The sequence below is a fragment of the Petrimonas sulfuriphila genome (genome assembly GCA_038561985.1).
Taxonomy (GTDB): domain Bacteria; phylum Bacteroidota; class Bacteroidia; order Bacteroidales; family Dysgonomonadaceae; genus Petrimonas; species Petrimonas sulfuriphila.
This window is the reverse complement of the sequence record CP073276.1, coordinates 2,993,269-3,007,549: the sequence shown is the minus strand read 5'-3', so window position 1 is coordinate 3,007,549 and position 14,281 is coordinate 2,993,269. Positions and strand designations below refer to the sequence as shown.

Genomic DNA, 14,281 nt, shown 5'->3' with positions numbered 1-14,281 from the left:
GTTTAGTTCAACACATCTGCATATGCAACCTAAAATCTCACACTACGCGATAGGACTGGTAATTGCCGTTCTTTCCGCTTGTACACCGGGGAAAAAGGATCAGCCGGAAGAGACGGTACAGCAACTACTTCCGGACCGACCGGCTGAAGTAACCACCATGACCCTGACTGCGGTCGATTTTGAACATGAACTGGTCAGTAATGGCAAGATATCGGCACAAAACGTGGCGGAACTAAAATTCCTCACCTCTGAAGTGATCGCCGCCATATATGTCAAAAACGGCTCCCGCGTAGAAAAAGGACAACGCATCGCCATACTGGATACCTACTCCCTTACCAATGCCTTGAACCAGACCAGAGATGCGCTCGACAGGAGCAAACTCGAATATCAGGACGTGCTGATCGGACAGGGATACAGGCTCGATAACCCGCAAGCCGTGCCCAAGGAAGTGGAAGAACTGGCCAGGGTAAAGAGCGGTTACAACACGGCACAAACTCAATACGACATGGCGGTGTATAACCTGGAACAGGCCACGCTGACCGCCCCCATCAGCGGGGTGATCGCCAATCTCTTTGCCAAACCCAATACTCTCTCCTCCCCTTCCGATATCTTCTGCAATATCATCGACACACGCAGCCTGGAAGCGACCTTCACCGTGCTGGAAAACGAACTGGGGATGATTCGCACAGGCGACAAGATAAAGGTGACACCCTTCTCCATGCCCGGTGTGGAAATAGAGGGGCGCGTGTCGGAGATCAACCCCTGGGTGGACAAGAACGGGATGGTACAGGTGAAAGCTTCGGTAGGATACCATGAACGCATGGTGGAAGGAATGAATGTACGGGTCAGTATCTTCCGTTCATTGGGTAAGCAATGGGTCGTACCCAAAAGCGCGGTTGTCCTGCGCACAGGCAGGCAGGTAGTCTTTACGCTGCAGGACGGAAAAGCCATCTGGAATTACGTCCAGACCGGATTGGAAAATGCCTCCTCCTATACTATTACGGGGGAAACACTCAAGGAGGACGACCGGATCATCACCAGCGGCAATATCAACCTGGCACATGAATCACCCGTCACCGTGATCGATGAGATAGAAAGGAGTGGCGATTCCCCGGATACTACAGGAGATTCAAATGCCACAGATGATTAATTTGATGATTTAAGGATGCAATGATAATAATCTGCAATACTTGTCCCGATTTATCGGGATCAGTAAATCAGCAAATCGATTAACAATGATAAAAGCTATACTGCAACGTCCTGTATCGGTATTAATGCTGTTCCTGGCATGTGTGATTCTCGGGATTATCACCTATAACACACTGCCCGTATCGCTGCTGCCCGATATTGCCATTCCGGAGATTACCGTACAGGTATCCGGTGAGAACACCTCGGCGCGTGAACTGGAAAACACGGTAGTGAAACCTATCCGAAGGCAGTTGATGCAGGTGGGCAAACTGAGGGATATCCAGAGCGAGACACGCGACGGATCGGCCATTATCCGGCTGAAATTTGATTACGGTACCGATACCGACCTGGCATTTATCGAAGTGAATGAGAAGATCGATGCCGCCATGAACAACCTGCCACGCGATTTCCGCCGCCCAAGGGTGATTAAAGCCAGTGCGACCGACCTGCCCGTATTCTACCTGAACCTTACCCTGAAAAACGATATCCCCTACGCCGGTACCGATGAACAACAATTCCTCGACCTGTCGGAATTTGCAGACAACGTGGTGAAACGGCGTATCGAGCAATTGCCCGAAGTAGCGATGGCCGACATGACGGGGCTAATGTACAAACACCTCCAGATCGTACCTGATCCCGCCTTGCTGGAATCGGCATCGATCACCCTGAGCGATATAGAAAACGTGCTCTCTGCCAATAATATCGAACCGGGAAGCATGATCGTACGCGATGGCTATTATGAATATAATATCAAATTCTCCTCACTGCTGCGTACCCCTGAAGATGTACGGAATATCTACATCGGGAAGGAAGGGCGCCTCTTCCAACTGAAAGACCTGGCCCGGATCGACGTCGTGCGGCAACCGGAGTCAGGGATGTCACTCATCAACGGGAAAAGGGCCGTCACCTTAGGCGTGATCAAGCAGGCGGACGAGACCATGAAGAACCTGCGCAAATCGCTGGACGAAACGCTGGACAACCTCCAACGAAGCTACTCCGACGTGGAATTTACCGTGAACCGGAATCAGACGGAACTGCTCGACTACACGATCTCTAATCTCCAGGAGAACCTCATACTCGGCTTTATACTGGTATTCATCGTCGCCTTGCTGTTCCTTGGCGACGGAAAGTCACCGCTGATCATCGGTATCAGTATGACTACGGCGCTGATTACTACTTTTATCTTTTTCTTCCTCTTCGGACAGTCGATGAATATCATCACCCTTTCGGGACTGATCCTCGCATTGGGGAACATGATAGACAGCTCCATCGTGGTGACCGATGTTATCACTCAATACAGGAAACAGGGATACGCCCTGGAAGATGCCTGCGAGAAAGGAACCAGGGAAGTGATTATGCCCATCTTCAGCTCCACACTGACCACCATCTCCGTTTTCGTACCGCTTGTCTTTATGAGCGGAATTGCCGGTGCTCTTTTTACAGCTGAAGCTTTTGCAGTAACCATAGGCATGCTGGTATCCTACCTCACCGGGATCATCATGCTACCGGTACTCTATAAAATTGCTTACGGCAAAAAATTCACCAATAAGAATATTGAAAAATTCTTTATTTCCGCACAAGAAAAGATCGACGCGGTGCTTTTCCCCGCTTATGATAAAGGTATCCGTTATGTATTCAATCACAAGGTCTTCTTCATCGTTTTGCTGGCAATTGCCATCCCGCTCTGCGTGTTCCTTTTCCGGGTAATGCCCAAGACGAGCATGCCCGATATAAGCTATGTGGAAAGTATCGTCACAGTGGAATGGAACGAAAATATCCATGTGGATGAGAATGCGCGCCGTATATCGGAACTGCTTCAAACAACAGAAGAACACGCGGTGGAGAATGCAGCCTACATAGGACAACGGCAGTACTTGTTGGACAAGGACAACGACCTGACTGCTACCGAGGCCCAGTTATATCTGAAGACCGACAAACCCTCCGGAATTGCATCACTCGAAACCCATATATCGGATTGGGTGCGCCATCATTACCCTGATGCGGTAATCACTTTTTCCCCTCCGGAGAATATATTCGAGAAGATATTCGATACCGGTGAAGCCGAAATGATCGTACAACTCTATCCCAGGAACAGGGAAGACATACCCGAGCCGTCTTCTATCCGGCAGATGGAAGCAAGTCTGGCTGCATCCACAGGTGAGCAGGCTGAAAACGTACCGTTCGAGCACCAGTTCGTGATCACCACCGACCGGGAGAAACTCCTGCTCTACGGTGTTACACAACAGGAGGTATCGCAAACATTAAAAACAGCATTCAGGGACAATCAGGTGGCGGTACTACGCTCCTTCCAGCAGTACCTCCCCATCTCCATTACAGGCAAACAACAATCCATTCAGGATGTCCTGCAACAAACACTGTTATATGGTTATCCGGCCGACAGGTCACAACCCATCCGTGTACCACTGGCTGCATTAGTCAGCCTGACACCCGGAGAGGATATAAAGACCATCATTGCCGGAAAGAACGGCGAATATATCCCGCTTTATCATTACCATACCGATCAGCCCGAGAAGCTGATGGAAAAAGCCGCAGAAACCGTCCGACAGGAGGGTTCGTGGGATGTGGCATTCTCCGGGAATTTCTTTTCCAACCGGCAAATGCTCAAAGAACTGGTAATCATCCTGCTGATATCTATCCTGTTGATGTATTTCATTCTGGCTTCCCAGTTCGAAAATTTCCTGCAACCGCTGATTGTATTGGCCGAAATTCCTATCGATATCGCTTTCGCTTTGGTTGTGCTCTGGCTGACGGGACATACACTGAACCTGATGAGCGCCATCGGTATCGTGGTGACAATCGGGGTTATCCTTACCGACTCCATCCTGAAAATCGACCTGATCAATGAGTTGCGGAAAGGGGGGATGCCATTAATGGAAGCGATCCATACCGGCGGTGTAAGGAGGTTGAGGGCAATCATCATGACAGCGCTCACATCCCTCTTCTCCATGATCCCTATACTGTTCACTTTCGATATCGGTTCGGAATTACAGAAACCCCTTGCCATAGCGATGATCAGCGCAATGACCATCGGGACTGTTGTAAGCATATTCCTGATCCCCTTGCTGTATTGGGCGATCTACCGTAAAAAAATTGAAAATTGAAAATTGAAAATTGAAAATTGAAAGTTAAAAATGATAGATGCTTCGCATGATAAATATGATAGTGAACTTTACTTTTAATTTCCATATAATTGGTAATTAGTAATTTGTAATTAAAAAAGATGAGACACTCTATTTTGATATTCATACTGTACTGCGTAGTTTTACACTCCCCACGCATTCTCGCCCAACAGACACATATTGAGTTAGACCTGCAGACGACGGTGCAACTGGCAAACGACAGTTCGCTGTCGGCATTCCGGGCGAAGAACAGCTACATGGCCAGCCACTGGGAATACCGTTCATTCAAGGCAGACCGGCTGCCATCGCTCTCCCTCTACCTGACTCCCGTCAGCTATAACAGAGACTATACACGCCGGTACGACTCCGAACAGAATATCGATATTTACCGCCGCCAGCAATCACTCTACAGCTATGGCAACCTGGCAGCACAGCAAAACCTGGACATTACCGGCGGTACCTTCTTCATCGATTCGGAGCTGGGATATATCCGTAACCTGGGCGAGCAGACCTACAGCCAGTTCTCCAGCGTTCCCATCCGTGTCGGCTACCGGCAGGACCTGATCGGATACAACCCTTTCAAATGGGAAAAGAGGATCGCTCCCGTGAAATACGAGAAAGCACAGAAAGAATTGATCCATCAACTGGAGCAGACAGCCGAAACAGCCACGGGTTATTTTTTCGACCTGGCCATGGCACAAGCCGAGTACGAACTGGCCGTGGAAAACCTCGCCAGTTCCGACACACTCTACCGCATCGGTGAGCAAAAGCATAAGATTGCTTCAATCGGACAGGCCGACCTGCTCACCCTGAAATTAGACAGGGTGAATGCACAGAACAGCCTGCAAAATGCGGAGATCAACCTCAAAAGAACAATGTTCGCCCTGGCGGCATACCTCAACCTGGAGAAAGACACGCGCATCACCCTCAAACTGCCCGGATACCCCAGGGAGGTAATCATCACCGAAGAAGAGGCGTTGATGCTGGCCAAAGAGAACAACCCGCAATACCTGGATTCTGAACAGCAGATCCTGCAATCGGAACAGACCGTGGAAAGGGCAAAAATAGAGTCGTGGTTCAACGCAGGGCTGTCCGCGAGCGTGGGATTCAACCAGGTGGCGGAGTCCTTCAGGGAAGCATACCGCAACCCGTTGCAACAGGATATCGTCTCCCTCACACTATCCATCCCGTTGGTGGACTGGGGTGTGAGGAAAGGGCGCTACAACATGGCGAAAAGCAACCTCAACATCACCCGCCTCACCGCCCAGGAGAATGAGATACGGCTCGAGGAAGATGTGATCATGACCGTGGGCGACTTTACCATACAGCAGCATCTTATCCGCAGCGCCGAGGAGGCGATGGAACTGGCCAAGCTCGCTTATGAGCAGACACGTGAACGGTTCATTATCGGGAAAGCCGACATCAACAGCCTTACCCTTTCCACCAACCGGCGCCAGGAAGCGCAGCGGAACTATATCTCCGCCCTAAAGAATTACTGGCAGAGCTATTTCAAGATACGCAAACTCACACTGTTCGACTTTGAGAAACGGACGCCTATCGCGGATACATTCAATTGGAGCATAACGGGAAAATAGAGACGGGTAAATAAAAAACATCGCTTTGGCTGAGAAAAAACATATATCCTCCTTTACGGTCATCATCGCGTTTGTCTGCCTGGCAATCGTGGGGATGGCGCTTGTCCCGCTGCTGCCCGTAAAACTGGCGCCGTCGCGTACCCTGCCGAGCATTACGGTACATTTCAACATGCCCCGGAACTCCGCCCGTGTGGTGGAGATGGAGGCCACCTCCCGGCTGGAGTCGATGCTGGCCAGGATCAAGGGGATCAGGAATATGTATTCCACGTCGGGAAACGGATGGGGAAACATCACGATCGAACTGGACAAACATACGCCCATCGACGTGGCCCGTTTCGAGGTATCTACCACCATCCGCCAGACATGGCCGGAACTCCCGCGGGAAGTGACCTATCCTTATATCTCCGTAAACCGTCCCGATGACAATGCTGCCCGTCCCTTCATGACCTACACTATTAATTCGGCAGCTACCCCCATCGTTATTCAGCGCTATACAGAGAACGTGATCAAGACGGCACTGAGTGATATCAAGGGATTGTACAAGATCGACGTGACCGGTGCCAGTCCCATGGAATGGCAACTGGAATATGACTACCTGCAACTGGAATCTGCCGGCGTGACCGTGACGGATATCATGCAAGCCGTATCTCAGTATTACTCCACCGATTTCCTGGGGATGGCGGAGACAAAAACAGAGGGCAGTGCCCCGTCATGGATCCGCGTCACACTGGCATCCACAGCCGAGGAGAACCGGTTCGACCCCACCGTCATCCACGTGGCGAACAGGGATGGCGCCCTTATCCGCCTGGACCAGTTGGTCAGGGTCCACCATGCGGAAAGGGAACCGTCGGGCTATTACCGGATCAACGGGCTCAACTCCATCTACCTCAACCTCACGGCGGAAGAGTCGGCCAACCAGCTGCGTTTGAACGAACAGGTGAAAAGGACGATGCGGGAGGTGGAAGCATCGCTCCCGGCCGGTTACGAGATACACGCCAGTTACGATGCTACCGACTATATCCAGGCCGAACTAGACAAGATCTATATCCGTATCGGGCTCACCGTGTTGATTCTCACCCTTTTCGTGCTGCTGATCACCCGCAACGGGCGTTACCTCTTCCTGATCACCGCCAGCCTTTTTGTCGACCTGGCTATCGCCGTCATTTTCTATTACCTGTTCAAACTGGAGATACAGTTATATTCACTGGCCGGGATCACCATCTCGCTGAGTCTGATCATCGACAATGCCATCATCATGACGGACCATATCATGCATAAGGGGGACAGGAATGCCTTTATGCCTATCCTGACCGCTACGGTCACCACCATCGGAGCATTGTCCATGATCTTCCTGCTGGACGAGCGGATACGGCTGAACCTGCAGGACTTCGCGGCGGTGGTGATGATCAACCTGATGGTATCGCTGTTCGTGGCACTATTGTTCGTTCCGGCCTTAGTCGAACGCATAGGGTTGACAAAACGGCGACGTAATAGGAAGAGGAAGCGGAAATACTTCCGTTTTCTCCATTTCTCCCGCGAACGGATGATCGTCCGGCTCACCCGATTCTATGAAAAAATGATCCTGTTCTTATCCCGCAGGAAATGGATCGCTTTCACATGTATCGTCCTGTTATTCGGGTTGCCGGTTTTTATGATCCCGGACAAGATTGGGAAAGAGACTCCTTTCGCCTTGAAATACAATAAAATATTTGGCAGTTCTACCTACAAGGAAAAAATAAAGCCGATTACCGATAAGGCATTGGGAGGCACTCTTCGGTTGTTCGTGGAGAAGGTCTATCAGGGAAGTTACTTCAGCCGCAGTGAAGAACTGGTGCTCACCATCACCGCGTCGATGCCCAACGGTACCACACTCTCGCAGATGAACGACCTTGTCGTCAAGATGGAGCGTTACCTGAGCGGTTTTCCCGAGATACGGCAGTTCCAGACCAGTATCCCCAATGCCCGGCGTGCATCGATCAATGTCTTTTTTAGGAAGGAAGCTGAGCAGAGCGGCTTTCCCTACCAGTTGAAAAGCAATGTGATCAGCAAGGCCCTTGAGTTGGGTGGCGGCAGCTGGGGCGTGTACGGGTTGCAGGACCAGGGGTTCAGCAATGATGTCCGGGATATGGCCGGAGAATACAGGGTAAAGCTCTATGGCTACAACTATGATGAACTGTCGGCCTGGACGGACACCCTGAAACAACGGCTGCTTACCAACCGCCGCATCAGGGAAGTGATCGTCAACTCCAATTTTTCGTGGTACAAGGACGATTACCAGGAGTTTTCGTTTGACCTGAAAAAGGAACAGCTTGCGGTGCGGGGTATTTTTCCCGGCGAACTGTTCACTTCATTGCAACCGGTTTTTACAAGAAATATGTGGGCAGGCTCCGTGGTGATGGACGGGGAAAACGAAGATATCATCCTCTCCGGCAGGCAGGCAAGGGAATATGATATCTGGGCATTGCAGCATCTGGGGCGTCACGTGGGCGATCGCTACTATAAACTGGACGAAGTGGCCGGTATCGCCAGGGAGCAGGCACCCCAAGAGGTGGGAAAGGAAAACCAGCAATACCGTCTGGTACTGCAATACGATTATATCGGCTCCTACACGCAGGGACGGAAAATACTGGAAAGGGAGATCGAGGAGTTCAACAAGCGGCTCCCGATGGGTTATACAGCCGAAAAGGAAGACAGCTACTGGGGTTGGGGCCGTAAGGACAACAAGCAGTACCGACTGATAGGGTTGTTGATCGTGATCATCTTTTTCACCTCATCTGTATTGTTCAACTCGATCAAACAACCGCTCATCGTTATCTTTATCATCCCGATTTCCTTTATCGGCATCTTCCTCACCTTTTACTGGTTCAAACTGAACTTCGACCAGGGCGGCTTCGCCTCGTTTATCCTTCTTGCAGGCATAACGATCAACGCTGCCATTTATATCCTGAACGAGTATAACCTGATAAAGAAACGCAGACCCCTCCTCTCTCCACTGCGCACTTACCTGAAGGCGTGGAACGCGAAAATCATCCCGATCTTCCTGACCATCATCTCCACCGTGCTCGGCTTTATCCCGTTTCTGGTCGGCACGCAGAAAGAAGGCTTCTGGTTCCCGCTGGCAGCCGGCACTATTGGCGGGTTGATCATGTCCTTTATCGGCATCTTTATTTTTCTACCGTTGCTGATGGTGAAGGGGAAGCGATTAAAGTAACTGTATCTGTATCATTAACCTCAGTATCTTCTTGCATATATTTCAGTACATAATAATCATCCCCTTTTTTTGTGATGATACTGAATGCACATCCAACGTCCTTCAGATAATTTCTTAGTTTATTGATAGTACTCATTAAACTCTTATTGGCTGTATAAGGATGATCAGACCAAAGTGTTTCTTTAAGTAGTCGATCCTTAAAATAGGCATAATTATCTGATGAGCAGCAAAATAACGTTAGTATTTCTTGTGTGTTTTTGCCGTTTTTTGTATCTTTACGGTATGAAACCCTGCAAATTATGATAGGAAAATTACCGGAAAAAGGACAGCGCGATTTATTCCGTCCTATGCTGAAAGACTTTATCGACAGCAAGCACGAACTTGTTTTGCTTGCAGACAAAATAGATTGGGAATACTTCGAAAACGAGTTTTCCCCGCTGTATTCAGAAAAAGGGGCTCCAAGCGTTCCCATTCGTCTGATGGTGGGTTGTTTGATGCTGAAGCATCTGTACAATCTCGGCGATGAACGTATACCCGAGTTTTGGGTTCGAGACGTTTACTTCCAGTATTTTTGTGGCGGAGAATTTTTCGAACACAAGTTTCCTTTCGATCCGAGTGATTTTGTTCACTTCCGTAATCGTGTGGGAAAAGAAGGCACAGGCAAAATATTCGCCTACAGCGTGCATCTTCACGGAAAAGAAGTACCCAGGCAATCCAAGTTTGTTCTTTCGGACACCACAGTCCAGGAAAACAACACCACTTTTCCCACCGATGCCAAATTGTGTAAAAAGGTTATCGACAAATGCAATAAAATAGCCGAAGAATCGGGTATTAAGCAGCGTCAGCGTTATACACGGGAGAGCAAGCAGTTGGTTCGCGACACTTACAACGGCAAGCATCCCAAGCGGGCAAAAAAAGCCGGAAAAGCAAAGCGACGGTTGAAAACCATAGCAGGGGCCCTGTTGCGAGAACTTGAACGCAAAATGAGCGATGAGCAAAAAGCGCTTTACCGGAAAGAGCTGTCGCTTTACAAGCGTGTTATCAATCAACAGAAAGATGACAAAGACAAGATTTACAGCCTTCACAAGCCTTTTACACGCTGTATCTCCAAGGGCAAAACGCACAAACAATATGAGTTCGGCAATAAGGTCGGACTGATAACTACGGGAAAAAGAGGTCGAAAAGTTATCACGGCGATAAAAGCTTTTTTGGATACGCCTTATGACGGAGACACCATCGATCCTTTATTGGAACAAATGCAGCAGAACAAGCTGAAACTACCCCAAGAGCTGGCATACGATCGTGGCGGGAAAGGCAGAAAGCAGATTAAGGGAGTAACCATCATTACCCCCGACAAACCCAAAGCATCGGATACGGTTTATCAAAAACGGTGCAAACGCAACAAATGTAGAGCCAGAGCAGCCATCGAACCCATTATCGGACATCTGAAAAAAGACTTTCGTATGGAACAAAACTACTTGTGGGGCGAAAAAGGCATACAAATCAATGCTTTTATGGCTGCAACGGCTTGGAACTTGAAGAAAATGATGGAAAAACTCGTAAGAGAGTTTTTGGATTTTGTTCTCAGAATATTTTTCAAGCAGAGATTACAACTTGCGACCTGATAAAAGTGATTTATTAAGGAGAGACTAAGTACACTTTTTTCGACTACATGATCAGCACTTTTGAGAAACATTAAAAGCATTTCAGTAGGTTTCCTGGTAACAGGGATAACTTCACTCCTTTGTCCGATCAATTCATTTTTTCGGATGTCAAATACCGTCACACCGATATAATAATATCGCCCCCGTTTCGCTATTTTATCAGGTTTAATCTCACTTTTCTTTAAAAACAAATAAAAAATCGCAATCAACATCAATATTTCCAGCGTTAAAAGGACAATAATCTCACTTTTAGCCATCGACCGAAATACAGTAAAAGGAGAATAATCAATTAATCCTTCATAAGTAATTTCTCCGTATACTCCACCCCTTACAGCCGGTATACGATAATCAACATGGATTTGCGTAGTATCACCACTTGTCTGCACATTATGGTCGTACCGTACAAGGATTACTGATGCTATTTTTAGTCCATTCTCGTTCAATTTGGAATCGAATAGTTGTTGTAAGGTATCTGGCTGGATTCGCCTTCGAAGTAATAGATAGGATTGTGAACTTTTAAGTAATTCCAAATCCAAATCGTCACTTACCTCAGCTTCTTTCGTAATGGTAGTATCTGCTGTTACTATTGTCTGATTTTTTATTGTCTTTTTTTCTAAAGTTAAATCACTTCCCTTATGAATAAATACAAATTCTTCTGACATCTTTAATTTGATCTCCTCGTAGATTGACTGTTCAAATAAAGACGAAATTTTCTGCCGCAATTTATATTCGGATTGCCTATATTCAATGACTCCCAGAATTGACGACAGGAATAAAATAGAACCTGCAGCAACCATAAGATATAAATTTATCTTGGAATATGTCGAATTTATGAAAATCATAGCCTCCTAATTTAGTAACAAAGGTAGACAAAAACGGATAGTATACAAAATCTATCATATTTCAAGGTGATTATTGTATCATATATTGCGCTCATTATATGATAATTAATAAAAATGAGTTATAAATGAGTCAAGATAGATGTATAATATTTCATGAAATTATATTTTTACGAGAAATAATAAAAGATTCAAAGAAAGTATGAAAAAGAAAAAGATAATTACGATTTTTTTTACGGCTGTAATATTGCTATGTATTATCAATTTGAAAAGACAGCATATCTGTATAAATAACGAGTTGGCATTTTCAAATATTGAAGCATTGGCATCGGGGGAAAATTCCGGGTATTATCATTGTCTTGGAACAGGAAGTCTTGATTGTCCAAAAAGTTTAACTAAAGTTGCTTTCATTCGTGAAATTTAATGGATATGTATAAGCCACTTAGCCAATTTTTAGTGATACTTTTTTTGTTTATCGGCACCATAGGATGCAATAAACAAAAAAACAAAATCTTTTACGACTCGTTTTCAACTAATATTTCTCTATTAGGAGAAACGATGAAAACAGATTCTGTCATGCTTCGTTATCCATTCAGGGTTAGACATCAAGATAGCCTAGCCGTAATAATGGATCTACATCATCCTGAGTATTTCTATCACGCATTTACCTATCCTCACTTTAGACCTCTCTTCTCTTTTGGTAAGAGAGGCCAGGCTCCTAATGAAATTCTTTCGGCAGAGAATTTCAGGTTGATCAATGGCAGGATGTGGGGATTGGATGCCAATAAGCATCTAATAACGAATATATCAATGCAAGATATGTGTCACCCGGAGAATGCAAAAGAGACACAATTGGATAAAGAAATTATCCGTGCACTGGATTTTACCTTGTACGATGATTCTTGTTTTATTATTCCGGATTATTCGGGTAAATATCGATTCCATGTTATAGATAAGAATGGGAATATAAGATCCAGCCACGGCAAAATACCTACTTTTAAACGTAAGAATGAAAACATTGCATTGGCACAGGCGTGGAGAAGTTTTATTGATTATAATCCCAATAACCAAACACTTGCAATGGTAACCCAATTGGGTGAAGTACTTGAAATCTATAATTTAAAAGATAGTACCCATATTGTAAAGATAGGACCACATGGAGAACCGGAATTTAATGAATCAGGAGATATGGCAATTCCCTCGGGAATAATGGGATTCAGCGACATACAAGTAACAGATAAATATATTTACACCGTTTTTCATGGAAGAAGCTTTAAAGAGATCGCACAACAGCAACAACCTATAATTGACGGAGGACAGTATATCTATATTTTTTCGTTGAAAGGGGAACCGCTTTATAAATACACATTGGATCATTATATCTACGGTATAGACGTAAATGAGAAAACAAGGGAAATATATGCTCTTGACGTAAATTCCAATCAACCTATTGTGAACTTTAAATTGAAACATTGATAATATGAGATTACATTTCTTTATATTATTGCTTGGTACATACTTTCTTCTATTCTCCTGTAAAGAAGATTCGCAAAAGGAGATTGCTAAAATTGTCACAGAATGGCAGAACAAAGAGATCATTTTCCCGGAGGATATGGTTTTTACACGCTATGGGCAAGATACTATACAGTATGGGATACCAGGATCGGATTATAAAATTCTACTGTATGTAGATTCCGTGGGATGCACGGGTTGCAAATTACAGCTCCACAAATGGAGCGAGTTTATTGCAGAAGTGGACTCCCTGACATCCGGAAACGTACCGGTGTTGTTCTTTTTCCATCCGAAGGACATGCGGGAATTAACCTACCTGCTTAAACGGGATGCAATCACAATTCCGGTATGCATCGACGATAAAGACCAGCTAAATGCTATCAATCGTTTTCCATCTCGTGATGATTTTCAATGCTTCTTGCTGGACAAAGACAATAAAGTTGTCTATATCGGTAACCCAATTCATAATCCACGTATTAAGGAGATGTACTTGTCACGGGTCGCTCCGGAAGCCCATACCGTAACATACCCTTCACAAAATACAATCGTTCAGGCAGATCAAACGGAATTCAACTTGGGAACGCTGAAACGAGGTAATCCTACAAAAGTAACCGCATTGATCCGCAATGTAGGAGAAGTGCCTTTTGTTGTATATGATACCAAGGCATCCTGTGGTTGTACAAGTGTAAGGTATAAAAAAGAACCCACTGTACCCGGTTCGTCAATGGAAATAGAAATAACCTATAATGCCGAAGATTCAGGTTATTTTAACAGAACTATTTCCATTTATGGAAACATGGATAATTCGCCCTTGATCATAAGGCTAAAAGGAAATACAAATTAAACTCTCTGCAAAGAGATTGTTATCAATCAATTTATTCACTAATTTTATTTTTCAAAGTATGAAGAAAAAATTATTATCGGGCATATTTGCCCTTGCACTCTTGGTAGCCACAGGCTATGGAGTGAGTCAGAGCATGAAAAGTGATGCGAATCTTTCGGATTTGGCATTGAGTAATGTGGAGGCGTTAGCGCAGGATGAAAGTGGAGGAGGGACATTGTGGACCAGGACAGATGGTGACTGCACATATACTTTTACAGGCAGGGCAGGCTCAACAATTAGTATCACGAT

8 protein-coding genes and 2 pseudogenes are annotated in these 14,281 nt (G+C 46.0%); 9 read left to right on the top strand and 1 reads right to left on the bottom strand.

Features of this window, described 5'->3' with window-relative positions; genetic code table 11:
• The first annotated feature begins 22 nt into the window (after positions 1-22).
• From KCV26_12770 to KCV26_12750, 5 genes and pseudogenes are all read left to right on the top strand, one after another.
• Positions 23-1,150, top strand: a complete 1,128-nt coding sequence (locus KCV26_12770; GenBank protein ID WZX36165.1) for an efflux RND transporter periplasmic adaptor subunit — start codon at positions 23-25, stop codon at positions 1,148-1,150.
• An 85-nt stretch (positions 1,151-1,235) separates the two neighbouring features.
• Positions 1,236-4,310, top strand: a complete 3,075-nt coding sequence (locus KCV26_12765; protein WZX36164.1) for an efflux RND transporter permease subunit — start codon at positions 1,236-1,238, stop codon at positions 4,308-4,310.
• Between the two features lie 119 nt (positions 4,311-4,429).
• Complete coding sequence (locus tag KCV26_12760; GenBank protein WZX36163.1) at positions 4,430-5,923, top strand: TolC family protein; 1,494 nt, start codon at positions 4,430-4,432, stop codon at positions 5,921-5,923.
• Positions 5,924-5,948: 25 nt separating this feature from the next.
• On the top strand, positions 5,949-9,134 hold the full coding sequence (locus KCV26_12755) for an efflux RND transporter permease subunit (protein ID WZX36162.1): 3,186 nt from the start codon (positions 5,949-5,951) through the stop codon (positions 9,132-9,134).
• Positions 9,135-9,433: 299 nt separating this feature from the next.
• Positions 9,434-10,693: pseudogene (locus tag KCV26_12750) on the top strand (IS5 family transposase).
• Here KCV26_12750 and KCV26_12745 read toward each other — a convergent pair.
• Positions 10,609-11,460 carry a hypothetical protein gene (locus tag KCV26_12745; GenBank protein WZX36161.1) on the bottom strand — a complete coding sequence of 284 codons (852 nt, stop codon included), beginning with the start codon at positions 11,458-11,460 and terminating at the stop codon, positions 10,609-10,611. The pseudogene KCV26_12750 and the gene KCV26_12745 sit on opposite strands and share 85 nt — an antisense overlap.
• A gap of 379 nt (positions 11,461-11,839) precedes the next feature.
• On the opposite strand from KCV26_12745, the gene KCV26_12740 reads away from it, so the two are divergent.
• The 4 genes and pseudogenes from KCV26_12740 (at position 11,840) to KCV26_12725 (ending at position 14,195) form a co-directional block, all read left to right on the top strand.
• A complete protein-coding gene (locus tag KCV26_12740; protein ID WZX36160.1) occupies positions 11,840-12,061 on the top strand; it encodes a hypothetical protein in 222 nt (73 codons plus the stop codon).
• A 5-nt stretch (positions 12,062-12,066) separates the two neighbouring features.
• Positions 12,067-13,113 carry a hypothetical protein gene (locus KCV26_12735; protein WZX36159.1) on the top strand — a complete coding sequence of 349 codons (1,047 nt, stop codon included), beginning with the start codon at positions 12,067-12,069 and terminating at the stop codon, positions 13,111-13,113.
• Positions 13,114-13,117: 4 nt separating this feature from the next.
• Complete coding sequence (locus tag KCV26_12730; GenBank protein WZX36158.1) at positions 13,118-13,993, top strand: DUF1573 domain-containing protein; 876 nt, start codon at positions 13,118-13,120, stop codon at positions 13,991-13,993.
• A 58-nt stretch (positions 13,994-14,051) separates the two neighbouring features.
• Positions 14,052-14,195, top strand: a pseudogene (locus KCV26_12725) (NVEALA domain-containing protein).
• The last annotated feature ends 86 nt before the right edge of the window (positions 14,196-14,281 follow it).